This window comes from Candidatus Margulisiibacteriota bacterium (assembly GCA_041650635.1).
Lineage (GTDB): Bacteria > Margulisbacteria > WOR-1 > JAKLHX01 > JBAZKV01 > JBAZKV01.
This window is the reverse complement of the sequence record JBAZKV010000023.1, coordinates 1-26072: the sequence shown is the minus strand read 5'-3', so window position 1 is coordinate 26072 and position 26072 is coordinate 1. Positions and strand designations below refer to the sequence as shown.

The 26072-nt window shown below is 50.7% G+C and carries 18 protein-coding genes; all 18 read left to right on the top strand.

Annotated elements, in window-relative coordinates; genetic code table 11:
* Positions 1-116 precede the first annotated feature (116 nt).
* On the top strand, positions 117-5627 hold the full coding sequence (locus WC490_06785) for a hypothetical protein (GenBank protein MFA5098311.1): 5511 nt from the start codon (positions 117-119) through the stop codon (positions 5625-5627).
* Positions 5628-5688: 61 nt separating this feature from the next.
* On the top strand, positions 5689-6966 hold the full coding sequence (locus WC490_06780) for an adenylosuccinate synthase (protein MFA5098310.1): 1278 nt from the start codon (positions 5689-5691) through the stop codon (positions 6964-6966).
* A complete protein-coding gene (gene queC / locus WC490_06775) occupies positions 6967-7662 on the top strand; it encodes a 7-cyano-7-deazaguanine synthase QueC (protein ID MFA5098309.1) in 696 nt (231 codons plus the stop codon).
* Entirely contained in the window at positions 7652-8224 is a 573-nt protein-coding gene (locus tag WC490_06770) for a DUF366 family protein (GenBank protein ID MFA5098308.1), read from the top strand. Before queC ends, WC490_06770 begins: the two co-directional genes overlap by 11 nt.
* Positions 8221-9039 (top strand): lipid II flippase Amj family protein, encoded by an 819-nt coding sequence (locus WC490_06765; GenBank protein MFA5098307.1) that lies wholly within the window; start codon positions 8221-8223, stop codon positions 9037-9039. The genes WC490_06770 and WC490_06765 overlap by 4 nt, the downstream gene beginning before the upstream one ends.
* Entirely contained in the window at positions 9036-9953 is a 918-nt protein-coding gene (locus WC490_06760; GenBank protein MFA5098306.1) for a bifunctional riboflavin kinase/FAD synthetase, read from the top strand. The genes WC490_06765 and WC490_06760 overlap by 4 nt, the downstream gene beginning before the upstream one ends.
* Before the next feature lie 11 nt (positions 9954-9964).
* Positions 9965-10225 (top strand): 30S ribosomal protein S15, encoded by a 261-nt coding sequence (rpsO, locus tag WC490_06755; GenBank protein ID MFA5098305.1) that lies wholly within the window; start codon positions 9965-9967, stop codon positions 10223-10225.
* On the top strand, positions 10222-12315 hold the full coding sequence (locus tag WC490_06750) for a polyribonucleotide nucleotidyltransferase (protein MFA5098304.1): 2094 nt from the start codon (positions 10222-10224) through the stop codon (positions 12313-12315). Before rpsO ends, WC490_06750 begins: the two co-directional genes overlap by 4 nt.
* A 143-nt stretch (positions 12316-12458) precedes the next feature.
* Positions 12459-14663: a phosphoribosylformylglycinamidine synthase subunit PurL gene (gene purL, locus WC490_06745; GenBank protein ID MFA5098303.1), complete on the top strand. Its 2205-nt coding sequence runs from the start codon at positions 12459-12461 to the stop codon at positions 14661-14663.
* Complete coding sequence (locus WC490_06740; protein MFA5098302.1) at positions 14664-15281, top strand: lytic transglycosylase domain-containing protein; 618 nt, start codon at positions 14664-14666, stop codon at positions 15279-15281.
* Between the two features lie 91 nt (positions 15282-15372).
* Positions 15373-15951 (top strand): ComEA family DNA-binding protein, encoded by a 579-nt coding sequence (locus WC490_06735; protein ID MFA5098301.1) that lies wholly within the window; start codon positions 15373-15375, stop codon positions 15949-15951.
* 4 nt (positions 15952-15955) lie between these two features.
* Positions 15956-18178, top strand: a complete 2223-nt coding sequence (locus WC490_06730; protein MFA5098300.1) for a DNA internalization-related competence protein ComEC/Rec2 — start codon at positions 15956-15958, stop codon at positions 18176-18178.
* A gap of 21 nt (positions 18179-18199) precedes the next feature.
* The gene (gene coaE, locus WC490_06725) at positions 18200-18790 is read left to right on the top strand and encodes a dephospho-CoA kinase (GenBank protein ID MFA5098299.1); all 591 of its coding nucleotides are present in this window, start codon (positions 18200-18202) and stop codon (positions 18788-18790) included.
* Between the two features lie 107 nt (positions 18791-18897).
* Entirely contained in the window at positions 18898-20034 is a 1137-nt protein-coding gene (locus WC490_06720) for a hypothetical protein (protein MFA5098298.1), read from the top strand.
* Positions 20035-20051: 17 nt separating this feature from the next.
* Complete coding sequence (uvrB, locus tag WC490_06715) at positions 20052-22019, top strand: excinuclease ABC subunit UvrB (protein ID MFA5098297.1); 1968 nt, start codon at positions 20052-20054, stop codon at positions 22017-22019.
* On the top strand, positions 22007-22891 hold the full coding sequence (gene dapA / locus WC490_06710; protein MFA5098296.1) for a 4-hydroxy-tetrahydrodipicolinate synthase: 885 nt from the start codon (positions 22007-22009) through the stop codon (positions 22889-22891). Before uvrB ends, dapA begins: the two co-directional genes overlap by 13 nt.
* Before the next feature lie 2 nt (positions 22892-22893).
* Positions 22894-24558 (top strand): ribonuclease J, encoded by a 1665-nt coding sequence (locus WC490_06705; GenBank protein MFA5098295.1) that lies wholly within the window; start codon positions 22894-22896, stop codon positions 24556-24558.
* A gap of 237 nt (positions 24559-24795) precedes the next feature.
* On the top strand, positions 24796-26072 hold a 1277-nt coding region (locus tag WC490_06700), incomplete at its 3' end, for a hypothetical protein (GenBank protein MFA5098294.1).

Genomic DNA, 26072 nt, shown 5'->3' with positions numbered 1-26072 from the left:
GAGGTTTTGTCCAAAGCGGGGGGACATTTGAGGCTCCTTCGGGTACGCTTACCATCTCAAACACATTCAACAGGACGGGCGGGACATTTAACCACAACAGCGGGACAGTAAAGTTCATGGCAAACCGGGAGACATACGATGTAACTGCCGGCGGGACGGCATTTTATAACCTGGGGTTTGACCTGTACTCCGACATGGGCGGCTTTGAAGCCAACAACATAGTTCTCAAGGACAGTTTTACGGTGGAGGCGGATGTTGAGGTAAAGAACACCTATACGGGTAAGAACTACAATGTGACGGCAACGGGAAGCCCGGTGATGACGGTGAACGGCACGCTGGAATTTCCTTCTACCGCGCAGACAAAGCAGGTATATTTTGGCGGGAGCGAAATGACGGGGGGGACATTCAGCGTAATACTTTACAGGGACTTAAGGATAGAGGATGGGAACGCGGCGTGCAGCGCCAATGTTAGCTTTGAAGGAAGTACTGACGCAACGATTTTGCAGAGCGCGGGTACCATTGCAGGGGATATAACGGTGAACAAACCGGATCACAGAGTCGTGCAGGGCAGCAATATTACTGTATCCGGCAGCGGACCCGGGGACGAGACCTCCAGTTTTACTCTTGCAGCGGGCAGCTATGAATGCGGGAGTTATTCTTTGAGCGCCGGTGATTATACGCAGACGGGAGGGTATTTTGACTGTATTAACGGTGGCCTGACCCTGAGCGGAGGTTTTGTCCAAAGCGGGGGGACATTTGAGGCTCCTTCGGGTACGCTTACCATCTCAAACACATTCAACAGGACGGGCGGGACATTTAACCACAACAGCGGCACGGTCACATTCTACGCAGGAGGCAGTTCATATTCAATAACGACCGGAGCGGCCTTATTTCATAATGTCCTGTTTGACGGAAGCGGCTCTTCAACGGTGACACTGAACAACAATTTCACAGCCGAGGCAGATGTAAAGGTCAAGAACACGGGTTCGGACAATTACAGCGTTGTTGGCAGCGGCAGCCCTGTTATTACGGTGAACGGTACTTTGGAATTTCCTTCGACAGTGCAGACAGGGCAGGTGACATTTGGATCAGGGCTCAAAGTGGCGCTATACAGGGACCTTATAATGTCCGACAGCAATGCTTCCTGCTCTTCGGATATTGATCTTGTGGGAGGGTCAAATGTCAGCATTACTCAGTCTTCCGGAACTATGAGCGGGGACTGGATAATAAACAAGCCCGGGGCTATGGTCAGACAAGAGAGCGATGCTTCGCTTTCGGGAGAAATGGCCGCAGGTTCTTTTACGCTAAGCGCAGGAACTTATGACATAGGTAATAAAACACTTACTGCCGGGAACTTTTCTCAATCGGACGGAATTTTTGAAGGAGGAGAAGGGAATCTGACCCTTTCTGCGGGCATGATGGGAGGAGACGGGACTTTTACCCAGAGCGGCGGGACTTTTGAGGCGCCTTCGGGCATCCTAACGGTAGCCAACACCTTTAACCGGACAGGAGGAGTATTCACTCACAACAACGGAACAGTCAGGTTCTATGCAGGCGATAGTTCATATTCCATAACGACCGCAGCGGCCTTATTCTATAATGTCATGTTTGACGGAAGCGGCTCTTCAACGGTAACGCTGAACAACAGTTTTACGGCCGAGGCGGATGTAAAGATCAAGAACACGGGTTCAAGCGATTACAGCGTTGTCGGAAGCGGAAGCCCGGTGATCACGGTCAGCGGGACCCTGGAATTTCCCTCAACTGCTCAGACCGGCTATGTGTATTTTGGAGGGAGCGAATGGGGAGGCAGCACCATTGCCGCAAAAGTATTTAGGGACCTTATCCTGTCGGATGCCAATGCAGCAAGTATTCTCTCCGTGACACTGCTTGGTTCTGCCGATGCGGTGCTTTCCCAGAGCGCCGGAACGATCAGAGGCTCTATCAGTGTCCAAAAGCCCGGCGCCACCGTGACACAGACTACGGGAATAGCAATTACGGGAAGCGGGATGGGGGCTCCCGCCGACCTTTATATCGATGCCGGGACCTTGGATACCGCAGGATACAATTTGACTGCTCCGGGAGTTTTTTCAAACACAGGAAAACTGAGGGTTTCCGGCAGCGAAACGCTTTCGTTTACAAAAGATACCGATTCCGGAACGGTGGAATATGCAGGAACAGGGACGGGGATGAGCTATGGCGCGGCTTATTGGAACCTTGAGATAAATCCCTCAAGCGCTTTGTCGCAGTTCAACGCTCCGGGTTCCATGACGGTGGGTGCGGATCTTTTGATAAACAACGGAGTGCTTTTCATGAACAGCAATGACCTTTCTCTTGCCGGCTCTTTTGTCAACAGAGGTACGCTCAAGGTGAACGGGAGCGAAACTCTTGGCGGGAGTTTTGTCAATTATACTTCTTCGGGAACTGTGGAATACGCCGGAGGAGGCAGCTATACCCTGCAGGCCGGGGCAGGAGGCACCTCTTACTATGATCTTCTGATCTCCGGCTCGGGCTCTTTTACGGGAGTAGCCCTAACGGATTATACGGTCAATGGGACCTTTGCTCAAACTGACGGGACCGCTTCTTTTGCGTCAGGGCCGCAGAACATGGCGGTGTACGGGGATTTTATCCGCAGCGGAGGCACTTTTGAAGCGGAAGGTAAATTGACCGTAGTATTGGCAGGAGCCCTGCCCGCCCGCGTTGAGGGCTCAACTCTGTTCTATAACCTTACCTGTACCTCTGAAGGCAAAGCCCTTTCTTTTGAGGCGGGAGCGGTCCAGACAGTAGAGGGAACGGCCATCCTCAAAGGCGGCGCAGGAGGAGTTCTGTATTTGAGAAGCTCCCTGCCGGATACTCAATGGAAGCTGAATCCTTCCGGGATCAGGGACATTTCGTATGTAAATGTAAAGGATTCGTATAATACGAGCGCAACCCCGATAAATCCGGAAAACTCCGTTGACAGCGGCAACAATACAAGATGGTTTGGGGACCCGCCTATTGCCCCGGCCGATTTTGCCGCGGTCAGCCAGTCGCAAACGGCCCTGGGCTATACCTGGACAAGGAGTTCTACCAACGAGAGCGGCTTTAGGATCCTTGATGAGTTGAATGCCGAAAAACTGCTGGTCCTGCCGGCACAAACGGCAACCTCCGAAACTGGACTGCTCGTTAATACGCAATACACCAGAAAAGTCGAGGCATATAATGACGACGGCGCCGCAACTTCGGAAACCGTGTCAGTCTATACTTCCATCGAGGCCTGTGCCGGGGCTACCTGGGAGGGCATAGGGGAAAATTCTATAACCATCCATTCAAGCAATGAGCCGTCCGATCTGTCGGCGGGTTCTTCCGGCATCCTGTTCGAAAATGTGACGGCGGGGACTGACAGCGGATGGATAAAGGCGAATACCTGGGCCAGTTCGGGGCTTGTTCCGGGCACGGCTTACTCGTTCAGGATCTCCACCCGCAACGGTGACGGAGTGATCAGGTCAACGGAAGAGGTCGGGAGCAAGACGACCGAGAGAATGCCGACTCCCGAGGCGCCGAGCAGTTTTGAAGCAGCTCCGGTATCCGCCAGTTCCCTGGCCTATACCTGGACAAGGAATTCGACCAACGAAGCCGGCTTCAGGATCCTGGACGGGTCGGACAATATCAAGGTGCTTGTGGCTTCTTCCGAGGTCACTACTTCAGAATCCGGGATGTCGGCCAATACCAGTTATACAAGAAAAGTACAGGCCTATAACTCTTTTGGGGCCTCCACTTCGGAAACTTATTCCCGATATACCTCGATAGAGGCGGCCAGCGGGATAAGCTGGGAGGCAATAACATCGAGTTCAATAACAGTGCATGCCAGCAATGAGCCCAGCAACCTGTATTCAGGGGATTCGGGGATCCTGTTCGAGAATGTGACCAAGGGTACCAGCAGCGGCTGGATAAGGACCAATACCTGGGTTGAAGCAGGATTGAGCCCGCAGACGCAGTACATATATAGAGCAGTAACGCGTAACGGCGAGGCGCTGCTTACGGCAACCGCGGAAGCTTCGCAGACCACTCTTCCGCCGTCTCCCACGCCGGAAGCTCCTTCAGAATTCAGGGCTGTATCGTCATCAACAGCCTCGCTTAATTACACCTGGACAAGAAGTTCGACCAACGAAACCGGCTTTAGGATACTGGATGAGTTAGACAATATCAAGGCGCTTGCGTCTTCAGGAGAAGCGTCCGCTTCCGAGACCGGTTTATCATCCAATACCCGGTATACCAGGAAAGTGCAGGCCTATAACTCTTTTGGGGCCTCCACTTCGGAAACTTATTCCCGATATACCTCGATAGAAGCGGCCAGCGGGATAAGCTGGGAGGCGGTAACATCAAGTTCGATAACGGCGCATGCCAGCAATGAGCCCGCCAACCTGTCATCGGGGGACTCCGGGATCCTGTTCGAGAATGTGACCAAGGGGGCCAGCAGCGGCTGGGTACGGAGCAACACCTGGACAAGTTCCGGGCTTGAGCCAAGCACTTACTATAACTTCAGGATAACGACGCGCAACGGGAATGCGGTTTTAAGCGCCACGCAAGAGGCGTCAAGCCGGACTCTGGCGGAGAGTACGATAAATTCTCCCGAGGCAAAGGCATTTTCCGCCGTTACGACCACTGTGGTACAGGCCAACTGGGGAGCCAACGGTAATCCGGACGGGACCGAGTACTACTGCGAGAACACTTCTAAAGGTACGAACTCCGGATGGACAGCTTTATTGGAATGGAAAGAAACAGCTCTGGACGCTTCAACAGCCTATTCTTACAGGGCCAAGGCAAAGAATGCTTCGGGACTTGAATCGGCGTGGGCCGAACTGGGAGAAGCAGGAACAAGCGGATATTCCAGTTTTAATTATATAAAGGCGGACGGGATCAAGCTGCTTAACGAAGATATCATACGCAATAAGCCCGAGCTGGAGATAAGGGCTTTAAGCAGTTCCACAATAAGCGAAAATACTTTCAGGCTGTGGATAGACAATATCCAGGTAAGCGACGGGACCCAAAGTCCGGGGGGATATGACAGGATAAGCGGAAGCGGAAGCGATATAGTGTTCTATTATGCTCCAAAAACGGCCTTGGACGTTGGGGAGCACAGCTTGAAATTTGAGGTCTATGATGAAGCCGGCAGCATCCTTATGGAAGAGAGGACCTCTCTCAAGGTAAGGGAGGACAAAGGAGTTTCCGGCCCGGTTTTGACCTATCCTAATCCGTTAGACCCGGCAAAAGCTACGGCAAGGATCTCTTATACCCTTAATTCGGATACGGATATAATCCTATATCTGTTCGATACGGCTGGAAAGATCGTATGGAAAGCTGATTATGTGTCAGGCTTGATGGGGGGCAAGGCGGGATACAACGAGGTGGAGTGGGATGGCAGCGACTTTGGCGGAAGAAGACTGCCCAACGACATCTATTTGCTGCGCGTGGTCGAGAAAGCTACCGGAAATATGCTGGGCAAAAGCAAGGTCGTAATTTTGAGGAGCATGTCTTCCGTGCCGGATAATGAAAGGCCGAACGCAAATTCCTTTGCCGCTGTCATCGGGATCTCGCTCCTTGGCCTGCTCGGGGCCGGCGGCTTCTTATGGAAGAGGCTGAAGCCGTAAACGGGTTTTCCTGCGCCCTTTGTGATAAAATTATTAACGGTGCCGCAAAAAAAGGAGCATCATGCCTGTATCAGTAATTGTGGGTTCGCAATGGGGAGACGAGGGCAAAGGCAAAATAACCGATCTTTTGTCCCGCGAAATGGACATGGTGGTGCGCTACCAGGGCGGCAATAACGCCGGGCACACTGTCGTCATAGGGCAAAACACCTTTAAACTCCACCTGATCCCGTCCGGCATTTTTTATCCCGGGGTGACCTGCGTCATCGGCAACGGCGTTGTGGTTGATCCGGCAGTTTTGCTTGACGAAATGGAGACTTTAAGGGCCCAGGGGATAGAGCCGTCAAACCTTAAAATAAGCTCCCAGGCCCATGTGATATTTCCCTACCACCGCTCTATCGACAAGGCACAGGAAGGGAAAAGGGAAGCAGGAAGGATAGGTACGACTTCCAGAGGGATCGGGCCCTGTTATGTTGATAAGTTTAACAGGAGAGGCATAAGAGTAGGGGACCTTTACAACGAAAAACTTCTTAAAGAAAAACTTGATTGGAACATAAAAGAAAAATCATTCCTGCTCAAGGAATTCTACGGATGCGAAGAAAAGTTCGAGCTTGAGCAGCTGATGGGGGACTATCTGGGCTACGGCCGCCTGATGAAGAAATTTGTCGCGGAAAACTCGGCAGCCCTGATAGCGGAAGCGGTTGTGTCAAAAAAGAGGGTCCTTCTTGAAGGCGCCCAGGGCACCATGCTGGATGTTGACCATGGCACCTATCCTTTTGTTACTTCTTCCAATCCTGTCTCGGGAGGGGCCTGCATCGGGGCCGGTATCGGCCCGACCTTGATAGACGATGTGATAGGTGTTGTAAAGGCCTATCTTACCAGAGTGGGGAGCGGACCTTTCCCGACCGAGATAGAGGGCGGCATTGGAGATACGCTGAGGGAAAAAGGAGCCGAATACGGGGCCACCACGGGAAGGCCCAGGAGATGCGGCTGGTTTGACTGCGTTGTGCTAAAGTATTCCGCAATGGTGAACGGGCTTACAAAGCTTGCTGTTACCAAACTGGATGTTCTGGACGTGCTTCCCAAGATAAAGATCTGCGTCGGGTATGAATACAAGGGGTCGGTCATTTCCGAGTTCCCGGCTGATCTTGACAAACTAGCACAGTGCACCCCGGTTTATGAAGAACTGCCGGGCTGGCAGACCGATACTACAAAGATAACGGAGTATAGATCTCTCCCAAAGAACGCCCGCCTGTATATTGAAAAGATCTCTCAGCTCTGCAAAGTCCCTGTGTCCCTCGTTTCTATCGGAGCCGAAAGGGACAGGATAATCAAGGTCTAAATGAAGAGCGTTGCCATTTTATCCGGGGGGTTAGACAGCCTGGTCTCCCTTGCTCTTGCCAAAAAGGAAAGCGAGCCGGTCCTTGCTCTTACATTTGATTACGGGCAAAAGGCAGCCTCAGAAGAGAGCAAGGCCGCCGCAAAGATCTCAAAGCATTACTTAGTCCCCCACAAAGTGATAGTTCTTGACTGGCTTAAGCAGATAACAAAGACCTCTCTTGTCAGCCCCAGGGAAGAGGTCCCCACAGTGAGCGAGCATGACCTTGAGGGAAGACTTGAGATAACCCAAGCAAGCGCAAAGGCGGTGTGGGTCCCCAACCGCAACGCGGTCTTTGTTTCTATTGCCGCCTCTTTTGCGGAAGCCCTGGGAGCGGAGCTGATCGTTGCCGGCTTTAACAGCGAAGAGGCCCAGACCTTTTCGGACAATTCGCTGCAGTTCGTTTCTTCCTGCAATCAGCTGCTGCGCCTCTCAACTCTTACAAAGCCCAAGCTCACAAGCTATGTTCAGAGCTATAATAAGAGCGGAATAGTCAATACCGGACTCAAGCTCGGCGTGCCTTTTGAGCTCCTCTATTCCTGCTACAGAGGCGCAAAAAAAATGTGCGGAAGCTGCGAAAGCTGCTCGCGTACAATAAAAGCCTTTAAGGACACGGGGAATTTTGATCTGATAAAGGGAAGGTTGCAGGATGAGGTCTAAATTTATAGACAAGACCATTGATTATACAGGAGAACAGCTGCGCAGCCACTATATCTGCGAGACCTTTGGGCTGGAAGGCGATGCGATCATCGGTTTTATAGGCGCCTGCAGGGTCAAAGAGCATATGGTGGACCTTTCGGACAAACTTAAAAAAGAGTTCATCAGGAGCGACAGGATGCTGCATTTTATCATAGAGCATTTTGACGGGGACCTGGAAAAGGCGGTGCTAAGGAAGAGGCTGATGGTGTCGATAATAGGGGAGCATATCAGCCGTGTAAGGGTGAATGATCATTCGCCATTGCCGGCCCCACTATGCCGCAGAGACAATGGTCTGTACATCGGCAACAAAAAGCTCTCCGTGGCCGTTGCCACGGCCTCGCCGGTGTCGACATTGATACACATCGGGCTTAACATCTCGTCAAAGAACACCCCGGTGAAAACGATCGGGCTTAAAGACCTTGGGATAGAGCCCAAAAAGCTTGCCCTGGATGTTATAGAATTATACTGCAAAGAGATAGATTCGATCAGGCAGTCGCGCTGCAAAGTGGCGGGGGTCAAATGAACGCTCTACTTATCGTCTGCGTTTTGACAGGGATCATACATTTTACGGAAACGCTGGCTTCTTCGATGCGGCTTGCCGGTGTGCGCACCAAGCAGCTGGCCACCTCGCTTTCATTTGTGAATACGACTTTTCTGATATCAAGAATGTCCAACATGCTGCAGGCACCTCTTCTTGGAGGCATGGTGGATTACGCCATAATGACCAACAATCCCGATGCTTTGGCGGGGGCCTTCAGGATAGTGATCTTCTGCGCTTTTATCGGGAATCTTGCTGCGGCTTTCCTTATCCCTTTCTTTGTCGGCATCTTTGAAGAAGGCATCTATGTATTTGAGCGCGTGGGGTCCATTCCAAGGCTGTTTGCGGAGGGCGCAAAGCCCAGGAACATGAAAAAGATAATGGGCCGCTTCAGGCTGCCGGATGCCGGCTCGTTCAGGAACCTATCTCTCAAGGGTATACCAACAATGTTCCTCTGGCTCAACCTGTTCATGGTCTCGCTATACGCGATCGGAGTTCTGGCCTCTCTGTACGCCGGAGCCATGGTCCCGGAATTTAGGACCACGGCCAGCCAGCTTTCCGGGATAGTGAATGGGATCGCCACGGTGCTGCTTGCTCTTATGGTAGATCCGACTGCGGCGCACATAACAGATATGGTCATAAGAGGCAAAAGAAAAGAAAATGATGTCCGCACGGTCGTGTTCTATATAGTAATGGGAAGGATAATGGGGACACTTATCCTTTCGCAGCTGCTGTTCTGGCCGGCTTCTACATATATAGCCAATGCCACGCTCTTTGTCCGGAGCCTGTTTTTGCGATGAAGACCATCCGCAGCCTTGCCGCGCTTAAGAACAGAAAGATCGTGCTTGCTCTCGGCAATTTTGACGGGGTGCATCTCGGCCACAAAAAGGTGATAGGCGAGGCGGTTGGCTTTGCCAAAAAGAACGCCGCTGCCTGCGTTGTGATGACGCTGGACCCTCATCCCAGGACGGTCCTGTACAAAGGCAAGGACCTTAAACTGCTTACAACGATTGAGGAAAGAAAAGAACTGATAGGACGGCTGGGAGCGGATGCACTCTGGGTCATAGGGTTTACAAGCTCCACGGGAAAGCTTTCCGCAGAAAGCTTTGTTTCCAGATATTTTAAGGGTGCGCGCATCATAAAAGTGTTCGCCGGCTTTGACTTTGCTTTTGGCAGGGGCAGGTCTTCCAGCGCGGGCGACCTTATTAAACTCGGAAAAAAGCGGGGTTTTTCGGTCTCGATCATCAGACACAGATCTTTCAAAGGTGTGATCGTTAAAAGCAGCTTTATAAGAGGCCTCATGTCGGAAGGAAAATTTGACAGGGCCTTAAGTTTTTTGGGCCACGGATACCAGGTCTCAGGCAAAGTGATAAAAGGAAGGGGCATGGGAAAGAAATTGGGATATCCAACCGCCAATCTAAGTGTGGATGATGTAAAACTGCTGCCGCCCTACGGGGTCTATGCAGGGTGCTGCAGTATCAAAGGCAGAACCTATAAGGCCGCCGTAAATATCGGGAATGTCCCAACCTTTGGGCAGGGGTTTGTAAGCGTCGAAGCGCATCTTATAGGCTTTTCGGGCGTCCTGTACGGGCAAGAACTTACCGTCTGGCTAAAAAAGAAGATCAGGGGCGAGGAATATTTTGAGAACGCACGGGGGCTAAAGGCCGCGATAAAAGCCGATATCAAAATTGCAAGTGATATTTCTTTATGCTAAAATAAACAAGTATGGACAAAACAAAAAGGGCCGAAGCTGTAGAAAAGTACAAGATATCCGAAAAGGACTGCGGGTCCGCCAATGTGCAGATCGCTCTTTTAACGGGCAGGATAAACCATCTTGCCGAGCACCTAAAGACACACCCTGCGGACCGCCACGGCAGAAGAGGCCTGCTTCTTATGGTGGGACAAAGAAAAAGACTGATAACCTACCTTTCCAAAAAGGACAAAAAAGGCTGCGCCGACCTGCTAAAGTCTTTAGGGCTTAAATGATCTTCGAATCCTCGATAGAGATCTCCGGCCGCAAGCTTACTCTAGAGACCGGCAGACTGGCCAGACAGGCATCGGGCTCGGTCATAATATCCTACGGCGACACCATGGTGCTTGCCAGCTGCACAGTTTCGCAGAAGATACGCGACGGCATAGACTATTTCCCGCTCCTTGTCGATTATGAAGAAAAAATGTATGCCGTGGGCAAGATCCCCGGCGGGTTTTTTAAGAGAGAAGGCCGTCCCACCGAAAAGGCCATCCTCACCTCCAGACTTATAGACAGGCCTATCCGGCCGCTTTTTCCCGAAGGTTTCAAGAACGATGTTCAAATAGTTGTTACGCCTCTATCGGTTGATGATGCCAATCCTCCGGATGTCCTGGCCATAATCGGGGCCTCTGCGGCGCTTTCTATATCCGAGATACCTTTTGACGGGCCGATAGGCGCAGTCAGGGTGGGTAGAATAGACGATAAATTCGTCATCAACCCGACCAACGAAGAACTTGATAAAAGCGATCTGGACCTGGTGTTTGCCGGGACAAAGGACGAGATCTCTATGATAGAGGCCAAGGCAAACCAGGTGCCCGAAGAAGTGGTTCTTGAAGCCATCTCCTTTGGCCTTAAGACGATAGAGGATGTGATCCAGCTGCAGAAGGACCTGATGAAGAAGGCCGGCCAGCCAAAGATGAAGATAAAAGTCTTCCTGCCGGACGAAAAACTCGCCCAATATGTTGCCAAAGAGGCTAAAAAAGACATCGAAGAGGCCCTTCACATAGAGGACAAAGAGAAACAGCAGGACCGTCTTGCAGTTATCGAAGGAGAGGTCGCGGAAAAGATAGCAGGCGGCCCGGACGAATATCTGAAGACCGTGATAAAGGAAAAGAAGGGCGATCTGGCGGCTGTGATAAAAGAGATAGAGAAAAAAGCGGTCCGCCACATGATAATCAACGAGAACAAACGCCCCGACGGAAGAAAGATGGACGAGATAAGGCCCATCTCCTGCCAGACGGGTATTCTTCCCCGGGCCCATGGCTCCGGCGTTTTTACCAGGGGCTGGACACAGGCGCTTTCGGTAGTTACCCTCGGCTCCAAGGGGGACGCGCAGATAATAGACGGGCTGGACGCGGAAGAAAGCGAAAAGCGCTACATGCACCACTACAACATGCCTGCCTACAGCGTGGGCGAGGTAAGGCCGCTTAGAGGCCCGGGCAGAAGAGAGATAGGGCACGGCGTCCTGGCGGAAAAAGCCCTTCTTCCCGTTATCCCTGCCGAAGAAGAATTTCCCTATACGCTGCGCATAGTATCAGAGATACTTGGGTCAAACGGTTCTTCCTCAATGGCCTCTACCTGCGGCAGCACGCTTGCGCTTATGGATGCCGGAGTAAAGATAAAGGCTGCCGTTTCGGGGATAGCCATGGGGCTTGTCAAAGAAGGCGATAAGTACAAGGTCCTCTCTGACCTTCAGGGCCTTGAGGATTTTCTCGGGGACATGGATTTTAAGATAGCAGGATCTCCTATGGGAATAACGGCAATACAGCTCGACACCAAGATCAAAGGCCTCAGCATGCAGATAATCAAGGATACCTTTGCGCAGGCAAAGACCGGCAGGGCCCATATACTTGGCAAAATGCTTGAGACCATCCCTTCGCCGAGGCCGGAACTCTCGGAATATGCTCCCAGGGTCATCACTCTTCACATAAACACCGAAAAGATCGGCCTTGTGATAGGCCCGGGCGGCAAGAACATCAAAAAGATCATCGAAGATACCAAGTGCCAGATAGACATCGAAGATGACGGCAGCGTGTTCATCACTTCTTCCGATGCCGAGGCTGCTAAAGAGGCCCAGCGCAGGATAGAAGAGATAGCCATGGATGTCGAAGTGGGCAGGACCTATCACGGCAAGGTGGTCAAGATAATGAACTTTGGCGCTTTTGTTGAGCTGGCTCCGGGCAAGGACGGCCTTGTTCACATATCAAAACTCTCCAAACAGCGCATCAACAAGGTAGAGGATGTGGTCAAGGTGGGCGATGAAATAGATGTCAAAGTGGTGGAGATAGACGATATGGGCCGGGTCAACCTCGCAAAAGTCCTGTAAGCACATCCCGATACTAGCCATTAAACAATCCCGACACTAAAATGTCGGCTCCTTGTGAGAACGAACCGGACCCGAACCTTCAGGTTCGGGTCCTAATTCAAAAATTTTACAAACCAAGCCTGTGATGATAAAATAGTTCTGTGATGGACAAAAAAATCATAGAACAGCACGGCCTGAGTGGCGAAGAATTCAAGAAAATAGTTTCCATCCTCGGAAGAGAGCCCAACATTGTGGAACTGGGGATGTATTCCGTGCTCTGGTCGGAGCACTGCTCTTACAAAAGTTCAAAGATCTACCTCAAACAATTCCCGACCACCGGAAAAAGGATAATGCACGGCCCGGGAGAGAACGCCGGCGTGATCGATATCGGCGATGGTTATGCCGTGGCGATGAAAATAGAGTCGCACAACCATCCAAGTGCGGTCGAGCCCTTTCAGGGGGCGGCCACCGGGGTCGGAGGGATAGTAAGGGATGTGTTTACGATGGGGGCAAGGCCAATTGCCTCACTAAACTCTCTCAGGTTCGGTCCCCTGAGCGATCCTCACAACAGGTACCTCTTGGACGGGGTAGTGGCGGGCATCTCTTCCTACGGGAACTGCCTCGGGCTTCCCACGGTGGCGGGAGAGATATATTTTGACGAGTGTTACTCCGGCAACTGTCTGGTCAATGCCATGTGCGTTGGACTTGTAAGAATACCGGAAATGTCCAATGTCCAATGTCCAATTTCAAATGTTCGATCAGAGATCCCAAACATTATTGTTACAGCAGTGGCCTCCGGAGTGGGTAATCCCGTCTTATATGTAGGCTCGTCCACGGGCCGGGATGGGATACACGGAGCGACCTTTGCCTCCGTTGAACTGGATGAAGATTCGGTGGAAAAAAGGTCCAATGTGCAGGTGGGGGACCCGTTCACGGAAAAACTGCTTATCGAGGCCTGCCTTGAACTGCTCAAGACCGGAAATGTTGTCGCCATGCAGGATATGGGGGCGGCGGGGCTTACCTCTTCCACCTCTGAGATGGCCTCCCGCGGAAAAGTTGGGATAGAGATAGATATCGCAAAGGTGCCTCAGCGGGAAGAGAACATGACCCCTTATGAGATCATGCTTTCCGAATCTCAGGAAAGAATGGTCGTCATAATGAAAAAAGGCACTGAGGACGATGCTTTCGGGATCTTCAAAAAATGGGGGCTTAATGCTGTTGTAATGGGCAAAGTGACAGCAGACCAGATGTTAAGGGTAAGGGTGGCTGGCAAGATAGCGGCTGAAGTTCCCGCAAGGTCGCTGGCGCACGAAGCGCCGGAATACGACCGACCTTGGGAAAAAATGTCCAATTTCCAATTTCCGATTACCAATTACCCGGAAAAAACAAATTATAATGAATTGTTATTGGAAAAGTTGTCGGATCCGAATATAGCTGACAAGGCGTGGGTGTATGAACAGTATGACCATATGGTGCAGACAAATACTGTTGCCGCTCCGGGCAAAGCCGATGCCGCTGTTCTAAGGATAAAAGGCTGCGGCAAAATGCTGGCCCTTACCACCGACGGCAACGGCAAATACTGCTGCGATGATCCATACAGAGGAGGGGCTATAGCGGTGGCCGAGGCAGCGCGAAATGTGGTCTGCTGCGGGGCAGAACCTGCCGCAGTTACCGACTGTCTTAATTTTGGCAATCCCGAAAAACCCGGCATTATGTGGCAATTCAAAGAATCCCTCAGAGGGATGTCCGATGCCTGCAGGACCTTTGACACTCCGGTCGTATCAGGCAATGTCAGCTTTTATAATGAGAACAATGGTGTTGCCATATATCCGACCCCTGTCATAGGCATGCTCGGCGTAATAGAAGAAGCAAAACACTTCTGCGCCATGGGCTTTAAAGATAAAGGGGATATCATTATCCTTCTCGGTCTCAACAAAGAAGAAAAAGCTGTCTGCCCCGAGATAGACCTGGAACTTGAGGCCTCGGTCCAGAAGACCTGTCTGGAAGCCATCAGGCTCGGTATCGTCAAAAGCGCCCATGACACTTCGGAAGGAGGGCTTGCCGTAAGCCTGGCCGAATCATCGATCGCCGGGGGCATAGGAGCAGTGGTGTCTTTAAGCGACGAAATAAGCGAAGGCAGCCTTTTGTTCGATGAGTGCCAGTCCAGGATAGTGATAACGGTGGCTGCCGAAAAAATCTTTGCCATTAATGATCTTGCCATGATAAACAAGACCCCTATATCCATAATCGGAAAAGTAAAGGGAAAAGAGCTTGTGATAAACACGCCCGAAAAAAAGCTGCTTTCACTAAAGATAACTGAACTGTCTGATGCCTACAAAGGGTCCCTTCCAAAAACAATGGGGGCTTAAATGGAAGTAACTGCGGCGGCAGTAATACTGATATTTCTTGCAAGCATACTATCAACGGTTTCCCACAAAGATGCTAAATATTCTCCCGAAAAGCCGCAGCAGATCTCTTCTTCTCAGGAACTGGGCGATCTGCCGGGGGCTGATTTTGATGCTGCCGGTCAGGAAAGGGATTCACAGGCCATAAATTTTTATGTCATCCGCAGGGCTAAAAAGCTCTCAAGGGATGATGCGGAAACTCTTATTGCTTCGATCATGGAATATTCTCAGAAATACAATGTGAACGCAAAACTGCTGACGGGGCTCATCGACCGAGAATCGGGTTTTGATCCCATGGCTGTTTCATCTTCCAACGCGCAGGGGCTGGGGCAGCTGCTGCCCTCGACAGCGGCCGGAATAGGGATAAGGGACCCTCATGATATTGATGAAGGCGTAAAAGGTGCGGCTATTTATATACGCATGATGCTGGATAGGTGGGCAGGGAATCCTCAGCAGGTTCCGCTTGCGCTTGCCTCCTATGCCGAAGGATATAACCAGATAGTCAGGGCCGGCGGCGAGTATACTCCTGCTACCGCGGCCTATATCAAGGGCATCCTTGCCGTTTATAATTCGATAAGGTAACTGCCTGGCCCTTCGACTCGCTTCCCTCGACAAGCTCGGGACAAGTCGCTCGCTCAGGGCAGGCGCCGGAATTGCTGTAAGCCTTACTGCCATGCTCGAGGAACTTCTTAAAAAGAACAAGCTCTGCTTTATAGGTTTTGTGTGCCTAATCCTTTCTATCAGCCTGGGAGTCCGCCTCTTCCATAGGCCAGCCCCGTCTTCTGAAGAGCCCTCTTTAGGTGTTGAAGTGTTGAAAACCCCATCAGCCGTGAAAAAAGAAGAAAACTTCATCCTCGTTCACATAAGCGGAGCTGTAAACAAAAGAGGAGTGTACAGGCTATCTGCCGGCAGCAGAACAATAGATGCTGTTGGTAAGGCAGGAGGTTTTCTCAAGAGCGCCGATGTTACTTCCCTTAATCTATCGCAGCAGCTCAAGGACGGACAGAAGATAGATATACCGGAGCGCAACATGGGATTTGCAGGTTCTGCCGGCTGCGGGACAAAGATCAATATTAATACTGCCAGCGCCTCGGAGATGGAAAAGATCCCCGGAGTAGGGGCCGCCACCGCTAAAAAGATCCTCGAGTGCCGGATTAAGAACGGGGCTTTCAGGTCCTATGAAGACCTCTCAAAGATCAAAGGTTTCGGCAAAAAGAAGATAGATAAAATAAAAGATGAAATAAGCCTTTAATAACATGTCATTAACACCCCGTCCTGTTGTGGCGATCACCACTTTTTATGTCCTGGCGATACTCTTCTTCTCTTTTGTGTCCTCGCTGTTTCCTGACAAAGGTGAGACGGGACAGAAGGAGGTTCCCGTTAGGATCTGTGGGGCGGTGGACAGCGAACCCGGGAATTTCGGGACATATACGGGCTTTGACCTTAAAGAGGACAGGACGGGCAAGTCCTTTAAGGTGATGATATTTTCCGGCGGAAAAGGTTATGAATACGGTGACAGGATAGAGCTCAAGGGCTCGCTTATGGAAGCAAGAAAACCGGGTAATCCTTATGAGATGGATTATGACTCCTATCTAAGGGAGAAAGGTTTTGCGGGTTCCATCAGTGTTTTTCCGGACAAGGACGGCTATCCGAAGGTTATAGCAAAAAACAAAGGCAACCTTTTCATCTCCCTTAGCCTTGCCGTTAAGAACAAGGTGATGCTTCTCCACAAAGGCGCGATGCCGGAGCCTTATTCCTCCCTGTTCGGAGGAATTCTTTTCGGCATGAAGGGGTCTCCCGTGCCGGACGAGGTAAAGAGCAGGTATCAAAAGGCGGGAGTGGTGCATATTCTGGTAGCCTCGGGCCAGCAGGTGTCGATCCTTATAGGCGTGAGCCTTCTTGTCCTTGGCGCAATACGGCTTCCAATGCCGGCGGCGTTTATCATAACTTCATTCATTACCTGGTCTTTTGCCGCAATGGCGGGGTTTGGAGCTTCCATAACGCGGTCGGCCATAATGGGGCAATTGATGATAGTGGGCAAGGCCTTTGACAGGGAAGGGGACTTCCTTAACTCGCTTTGCCTGGCCGCTTTCATACTCCTTATGATAGATCCGAATAATTTATTTGATATAGGGTTTCAACTTTCCTTCCTTGCCACGTGGTCCCTTGTTTATGTCGTCCCGATAATAAATGAAAAACTTGCGCAAAGGCTCCCGGGTTTTTTGTCCGGGCCAGTTTCTGTTGCCTGTGCCCCGATCCTGGCCACTTCACCTATTACCGCCTACAATTTTTCGCAATTGAACCCGGTTGCCTTTCTGTCGAACCTGCTGGTGGTGCCGGCTGCAGAACTGCTTACAGTCCTGGGCTTTGCCTCAACCGCTGCGGGGCTGGTATTGCCGCACCTCGGGAATTTTCTTGACGGAGCGGTCTTTGCTATCATGTTCCTTCTTGATCTTGCCGTCTCTTTGTTCGCATCCCTTCCTATGTCCAATTATTTCATTGCCAGACCGCATTTTGGCTGGATGATCGGCTATTACATCTGTTTCTTGTTTTTGCTTAAGAAAGCCAAAGACGGCCAGCTCCGCAATGTTTTCATAAATAATAAGTATGTTTTGGTCCTGAGTGCCTGTCTGCTCTTTGCCTTACTCTCTTTTCAGGCTCTGGTCTTGGGCGGCAATGAACTATCGGTCTCTTTCATCGATGTCGGCCAGGGCGACAGCATACTTATCGAGGCGCCTGACGGGCAGAAGGTCCTGATAGACGGGGGCGGCAAGCGCAGCTTTAACGGACAGGAAGATAAGATAGGGTCCCGTATAGTGGTTCCTTTTCTTCACAACCGCGGCATTAACAAATTGGACCTTGTGGTCCTGACCCATCCTCATGATGACCATGTGGGAGGACTGGTTTCGGTGCTAAAAGAGATAAAGACAGATAAGGTGATCGATCCGGGGTTTGTCTATGACTCGCCTGCTTATGAAAACTTTCTTGAACTTATAAAAAGGAATAAAATTAAGTACGCTACTGTTAAGGCCGGGGACATTATTTCTATAGGAGCAGTCAAAGGCTATGTTCTTAGCCCTCCCGAAAGCTTTCTTAAGGGAACCGAATCTGATGCCAACAACAGTTCGATAGTGATAAGGCTGGTCTATGGCGGCACCTCCTTTATGCTGACAGGGGATGCCGCCTTTGAAGCGGAAAAAGAGATGCTGGACCGGGGCTATTATTTTATGAGCGATGTGCTAAAGATAGGGCACCACGGCAGCGCCACCTCAACAAGCGATGAGTTCCTTGAAGCGGCGGCACCTAAAACCGCTGTCATCTGTGTTGGAAAGGGCAATAAATTCGGTCATCCCAGGCCGGAGGTCCTTGAAAAGCTTAAGCAGCGGGGGATAAAAGTCTACCGCACCGATGAGGACGGGTCAGTGTCAATGACCAGCGACGGCAGCAGGATAACTATAAAAGCCTTCAGAAAGAACTAAATGGTATGGTATATTATCTCTATGGATGTCAAAAAAAAGACCGTCATCGGGGTTACAGGGCCAATTGCTTCGGGCAAAGACGAGGTGTGCAAGATACTAAAAGGATACGGTTTTTATGTGATCGATGCCGATAGGATAGGGCATCAGGTTTTAAAAGAACTGCCGGCAAAAAAGAGGATAATTGCTGCGTTCGGAAGAAAAGCGCTTGGGACCAAAGGGGAGGTCTCCAGGAATAAATTGGGCAGGCTCGTGTTTTCCGATAGAAAGCGCCTTCTGCTTCTTAACAGTATAATGCACCCTGTCATGAGGAAAAAGATAGCCGGGCTTGTCGAAAGAACGCAGAAAAAAAAGATCGCTATCAATGCCGCGGTGCTAAAAGAAATGGGCCTGGCAGGATACTGCGACCGGATCTGGCTGGTCTTGGCCTCAAAAAAGAACAGGCTTAAAAGGCTTGCCAAGCGGGGAAAGCGGTCAAAAGAAATGCTTAGGAGGATGGCTTTTCAGAGAAAACCTGGCAGCTACAAAAATGAGACCGACATTAAAATACACAATAACGGCGCCAAAAGAGGCCTTAAAACTAAGATATCCAAAATCATTTCCGATGGCTGCTAGAGCTAGTTAGCCTTTGTTCCTCCCCCGGCAGGGCGCTGGAGCCCCTCAAAATCTGCGGGCTTTTGAAATATCCGCTTAAAACTAGAGATATACATTTAAGGGCGATCATGGGCAATTTGTTAACAACTGAATTGATAATGAGGGGCGGAAGCAAGCTGGAAACTACCCGGCTTATCCTTGAAAGGGGGATCCCTATCCCTGTTCCCCGTTCCGCCTGGCTTTACAGCGGACAAAGGCTTGACAGCATATTGCCGCAGCTGCAGGCAATGCTGAGGAACGACGGCCGGATAATCGTCAGAGGGTCCCATCCCACGGATTATCACTGGTCGATCGACGCGGTCCATACCGAAAGAAATGTCACATCCATAGACGGAGTGGGGAAAGCTCTTGAAAAGATAGAGAAAGGCGTTAACAGCCGGAGTTTCAGGCTGCACTGTCAGGACGGAGGAGTGCCATGGTCAGGAGAAGCCCACGCCTTGATACAGCAGCAGGTGGACTGCCAGTATCTGGGGGCTATGATGAGGCACCCGCATCTGGGACATCTCCATATTGAATGTTTTGATGCGGAGGGCAGATATTCCAATGACCCTTTTCGCGGGGCCACAAATGTTTACGAGACCAGGGCATCCTCTATTCTTCCCGAGCTGTCCGACGACCTTAAAAAGGCCGTTGACCGTATCTATATTCCGTTCGAAGGATCCGGCATACCGGAAACAGCTTATGTGCAGCAGGTAGAGTTCTCCCCGTCGGGATATTTTTTCCAGGCGCGTCCGGGGTTTTTAAGAACTCCGGCCAAAGACTTCATTATCTTTCCTGGCTTTGGGATCCCCTATATAAGGACAGACGATGTTTTTGGCATAACGCTTGCGAGCGGCATTGATCTTGATTTTCTAACGAATAGCGGGGAGGACATGTATTTCAGGGTATTTCCGGAAGAAGAATACGGCTTTTTCCTGACTGAAAAGTTTTTCAAGTCCGCAGGCATAGAAAGCAGGCTTGGAGGATTAAAAACATTCGTTTCTTTTTGGGGTACGGACAACGGACAATACCTGTCCCACGGCTCGCACCGGTTCATGAAAAAGGCTGGGTTTTCGTTTGTGAGTTCCAGGTTAAGGAATGCTCCTGCTGACATGGGGACCGGGATCTATGATCTTGCGCGTTATCTGAGCGTAGAGTTCGCAAGGTGCCGGTTTTGGAGCAACGGAGCTGTCGGAATGCTCGCTCCGGCGAAATACTTTGATTGAAATGCTATAATTTTTGTGTGGACTTCAAACTGAAAGCTTCTTTTGAACCCTCCGGGGACCAGCCCCGGGCTATTGAAGAACTGGTTGAGCGCGTAAGCGAACAAAAAAGGTTTTCAACACTGCTGGGGGTGACCGGTTCCGGCAAGACTTTCACGATGGCTTCCGTCATTCAAAAGACCCAGAAACCAGCTCTCATATTATCTCCGAACAAGACCCTTGCCGCCCAGCTTTGCCAGGAGTTCCGAGATTTTTTTCCGGGAAACGCGGTTGAATATTTTGTAAGCTATTACGACTACTACCAGCCCGAAGCATATATCCCAAGTTCCGACACATATATAGAAAAAGATTCCGCTATTAATGATGAGATAGACAGGCTGAGGCACCGGGCAACGATGTCGCTTTTTGAAAGAAGGGATGTGATAATAGTTGCATCCGTTTCCTGTATTTACGGCCTGGGAACTCCCGCCAATTACCTTGAGGGTTCGCTGGAAATAGGCCGCGGCCAGGAAACGGGCAGGGATGCCGTTCTCAAAAGGCTGGTGGAGATCAAATATGATAGAAATGATACGGCGCTCTCTCGCGGCAAGTTCAGGGCAAGGGGGGACACGCTTGAGGTGCTTCCGATATACGAGAAGAACATTTTCAGGGTAGAGTTCGACTATGACAAGGTCTCAAGGATAACAGAAGTAGATCCTTTAACGGGAGAGGTCATTTCAAAAAAAGAAAGCGTCAGGATCTTTCCCGCCACGCATTATGTGACCTTTCGCGACAGGCTGGAGAGGGCCATACAGAGCATAGAGGCGGAACTATCGGAAAGGCTTAAGTTTTTTAAGGGAAAGAACAAGCTCCTTGAGGCGCAAAGGCTTGAGCAGAGAACTAATTTTGACATAGAGATGATAAGGGAGATGGGCTACTGCCACGGGATAGAAAATTACAGCAGGCATATGGACGGGAGAGCGGCAGGGGAGCCTCCGGCAACTCTTCTGGATTATTTTCCAAAGGACTTTGTCATGTTCATAGACGAAAGCCATGTGGCCGTTCCCCAGATCAGAGGCATGTACGCAGGGGACCAGGCCAGAAAAAAGATGCTGATAGACTACGGCTTCCGTCTCCCGTCAGCCGCCGACAACAGGCCTCTAAATTTTAAAGAATTCGAGTCCAGGACCAACCAGTGCGTTTTTGTATCGGCCACCCCGGGGAAATACGAGATGGAGCATACCGACAAAGTGGTTGAGCAGATAATCAGGCCCACGGGGCTTGTGGACCCCAAGGTAACGCTAAAGGCCTCAAAGGGGCAGATAAAGGACCTTGCCAAAGAGATCAGGAAAAGGACGGAAAAGAACGAAAGGGTACTTGTCACTACGCTTACCAAAAGGATGGCGGAGGACCTTTCCGAGTTCCTCAACGAAAAAGGGTTCCGCGTCAGGTACCTGCACTCGGATATCGATACTTTTGACAGGATAGAGATACTGCGCGGCCTGAGGCTGGGGGAATTTGATGTGCTTGTCGGCATAAACCTGCTGCGCGAGGGCCTTGATCTTCCTGAAGTTTCTCTGGTGGCGATCCTGGACGCGGACAAAGAAGGCTTTTTGAGGGGAGAGACCTCGCTTGTCCAGACCATAGGAAGGGCGGCAAGAAATGTCAACGGCGAGGTCTTTCTATATGCCGAAAGGATAACGGATTCCATGAAAAAGGCGCTTTCCGAGACCAACAGGAGGAGGACAATTCAACTGGCCTATAACAAAAAACACGGGATCTCTCCAAAAACCATCGTGAAAGAGATCAAGGATATCAGCGAGCAGCTGGAAAACGCTTCGTCTAAAGAGCTTAGGGGGTCTCAAACACTTGTAAAACAGGAGGAAATACCTTATATTATAAGAAAGTTGGAAGACGATATGAAAGCCGCCTCAATAGCTCTTGAATTCGAGAAAGCGGCGGCTTTAAGGGACAGGATAAAGGAGCTAAGGAGGTTATGGAAAAAATAGGCAGGCTTATCACTGCGATGGTGACGCCCTTTAAGCCGGACGGCAGCATAAACTATGCAAAGGCCGAGGAACTGGCCTCTTATTTTGCCGATAACGGCTGTGACGGGCTGGTGGTCCACGGCACAACAGGGGAATCTCCCACGCTGACCCACGAAGAGGAGTATGAGCTCTACAAAGTTGTAAAGAGCGCCGCTAAGGGGAGGCTTTCCGTGATAGCGGGAACAGGCTCCAATTCTACTGCCACCACGATCGCTTCCACGCAAAAAGCCGAAAAACTAGGGCTTGACGCCGCTTTACTTGTGGTCCCGTACTACAACAAGCCGTCGCAGGAAGGCCTGTATCAGCATTACAAAGCGGTCGCTCAAAGTTCAGGGCTTCCTCTGATCCTGTATAACATTCCGGGCAGGACCGGCATCAACATGCTTCCGGAAACGATCGCCAGGATATCGGAGCTCAAGAATGTTATCGGCTTAAAGGATGCGGCAGGGGACCTTAACCAGACCTCAGCTGTAAGGCAGCTTACTTCGGACAAGTTCTTGATCTGGAGCGGGGACGACAGCCTGACCCTTCCGATGATGTCCGTGGGGGCTTACGGGGTCATCTCCGTAGCTTCGCATATCGTCTGCGGGCAGATCAAAGAGATGATCTCAAGTTTTGTCGAAGGAAGAACAAAAGAGGCCGAAGCGCTGCACAGAAAGCTAATGCCTGTCTTTAAAGTGCTTTTTATAACTTCAAATCCTTCGCCCGTAAAATATGCCCTTTCCCTTGTAGGCTGCGACTGCGGCAAAACGCGCCTGCCTCTGGTGGAGCCTCTTGACAGGGAAAAAGAGCAGATACAAAAAGTGATGAAAGAACTGGGGATAATCCAATAACAATGTCCAATAACCCCCACAAAAAGCTCCAGATAATCCACCTCGGGGGACAGGAAGAGATAGGCAAGAACATGACCGCCGTTAAATACGGCAGCAATATCCTTCTTATAGACTGCGGAATGAAATTTCCGGGGGATGACCTTCCCGGGATAGATGTGATAGTCCCGGACATGTCCTTTTTGAGCGAGAACCGCAAGTTCATCAGAGGGCTTGTGATAACTCACGGACATGAGGACCATATAGGAGGCATCCCTTACCTGCTCCGTGATATGAACATACCTATCTGGGGAAGCCGGCTGGCACTTGGGCTGATCGAGCACAGGCTCAAGGAACACGGCATCTCCAAAGCCAAAATGACGGGAGTTAAGCCCGGAACGGTGATCAATATGGGGCCCTTTAAGGTGGAATTTATCAGGGTCAACCACAGCATTCCGGATTCCTTTGCCGTTGCCGTAACCACTCCCGTGGGAGTGCTGTTCCACACCGGCGATTTTAAGATAGACCATACTCCGGTCGACGGTGAAAAAGCTAATTTAGACAGGATGAGAGAGCTGGGAAGCAAAGGCGTGCTTGTCCTTATGTCGGATTCCACCAACGCGGATTCCGAAGGGTACACTCCGTCCGAAAAAACCGTAGGAAAGAACCTGGACGGGTTTTTTGCCGCAGCAAAAAAACGCATAATAATAGCCTCTTTTGCCTCCAGCATCCACAGGATACAGCAGATCTTTGACTGTGCCCACAAGCACGGGCGAAAAGTTGCCGTGTCCGGCCTTTCCATGAAAAATGTCGTAGGAAAAGCCAAAGAGATGGGCTATCTAAAGATACCTCACAACACGATGATAAGCCTGGATGAGATAGGAAGGCAGCCGCAGAACAAACTGGTTATACTTACCACCGGAAGCCAGGGCGAGCCGATGTCGGCTCTCTCAAGGATGGCCAACGGGTCCCACAAACAGGTGGAGATACAAAAAGGCGATACGGTGATAATCTCTGCCATAGCGATACCGGGCAACGAAAAGTCCGTTTTTAACAACATAAACAGGCTTTTTAAAAGGGGTGCGGAGGTCATTTACGAAGAAAAGCACGGCATCCATGTTTCGGGACATGGCAGCCGAGGGGACCTCAAGACGGTCCTCAATCTCATAAAGCCCAGATATTTTATCCCGACCCACGGAGAGTTCCGGCATCTGGTCATGCATGCCAAACTGGCTGTTGAAACAGGGATAAGGCATGAGAACATCTTTATTGACGAGAATGGGGACACTATCGAGATATCCAAAGGCAAGGCTGTAAGGGGAGCCAAGGTCCCTGCCAGCGGCGTTCTGATAGATGAAAGCGGCTTCAGGGATGTTGGAGAAGACATCATGAAGGAAAGAAGGCAACTGTCAGAAAGCGGTTCGATAACGATCGGCATCGCGGTTTCGAGAAAGGACCTTCGGCTTTTGGACGAGATAAAGATCGAAACAAAAGGCTTTGTGTTTTCAAGGTCAGGGGACCTGGCCAAAAAGGCCTGCGAGAGCGTAAAAGAAGCCGTTGCATTATTTAGAAAAAAGAAGTCAAAGGACCTTTTTGCCCTGCGCCAGGAAATTAAGAAGCAGGTAAGAAAACTTGTCCTAAAAGGCACAGAGAGAGAACCAGTGATCACCCTGCTTATTCTTCAGGCTTAAGACAGATATCTCTTTGTTTTTCAATATATTCCGCAGTTTTCGCTTGACTTAGCTCAATATCTATAATATATTCTGTGTAAAAGATATATAAGGCGTTTCGCGGGGAATAAAACGAATAAACGCAAGACAATCAATTCTTTGTTTGCGGGCATTTTATTTTGCCTTGTTAAGCATCTTTTTGTCCTTTTATTTCTTCTAGCGCCTTTTTATTCCCTATGTTCTGCGGTCCCTCAGAAAATGGGTTATGAAGGCACCCTTTCGGACGCCTCAGGCAACGCGCTTACCGGTTACTACAACATGAGATTTTCCATAGTGTCGGTGGATTCGGTCGCTTCTTCGGTAGTCTGGGGGCCTGAAACACACAGGTCTGTTAAGGTCGTTAAGGGGGCTTTTTCGGTAACTCTTGGCTCCTCCACACCTATACCGCCTTCTCTGTTCTCAAGTTCTGCCTTATACCTGAAGATAGAGGTGGCAAATCCCGGCTCGTCCTCGAACTATGAACTGCTGTCGCCTTCTTCTCCCATAGTGAGCGTGGGCAATGCCTTTAAGGCGGCGGAAGCGGACACTGTTTCGGACGGGGCGATCACCGCGGCCAAACTGGCGGCAGACATCAGCATCAGCACAACGGGCAAGGTAACAGCAGAGGCATTTTACGGAAGCGGTGTGGGGCTTACGGGAATAACCGCTGCAATAGGCGATTTTTCTATCACACAGGCCAAGATAGCAACTTCGGCGGTGACCAGCGAAAAACTTTCGGATGAGGCGGTAACACCTGACAAAATATCCTCTTCTTTCCTTCTTCCAGCTACAAAAGGGGGCACCGGACAGAATGCGTATGCAAAAGGGGACCTTCTTTTTGCCTCGGATGTTAACACTCTGAGCAAATTGCCTTCCGATGCCGATGGCAAGGTGCTGCGTTTGTCCGCAGGAGTTCCTCAGTGGAGCACTGTAGGAGGGACCGGAACGGTCATTCTTGTTGACAGCGGCCCGGGACTAACAGGCGGACCTATCACTGTGATGGGCACGTTGGAAGTAAAATACGATGACCTTACCATCGGTCTTAACTCTGTCAGCGGTTCGCTGGAGGTAAAAGACCTGGGTATTAGTGCGGCAAAAATAGCAGTTGGAGCTATTACGGGAGACAGATTGGCAACGGATATCAACATCAGCACAACGGGGAAAATAACAGCTGAAGCGTTTTACGGGAGCGGCGCAGGGCTTACGGGAGTTCCGGCAGAGATAGCGGACTATTCGGTAACGGCAACCAAGCTGGCGACCAGCGCCGTGACATCAGAAAAGCTTGCAGCCGGAGCAGTAAGTGCGGAGAAACTTGGGTCGGGAGCGGTGACGGCAGAGGCGATAGCAGTTGGAGCTATTACGGGAGACAGATTGGCAACGGACATCAACATCAGCACAACGGGGAAAATAACAGCTGAAGCGTTTTACGGGAGCGGCGCAGGGCTTACGGGAGTTCCGGCAGAGATAGCGGACTATTCGGTAACGGCAACCAAGCT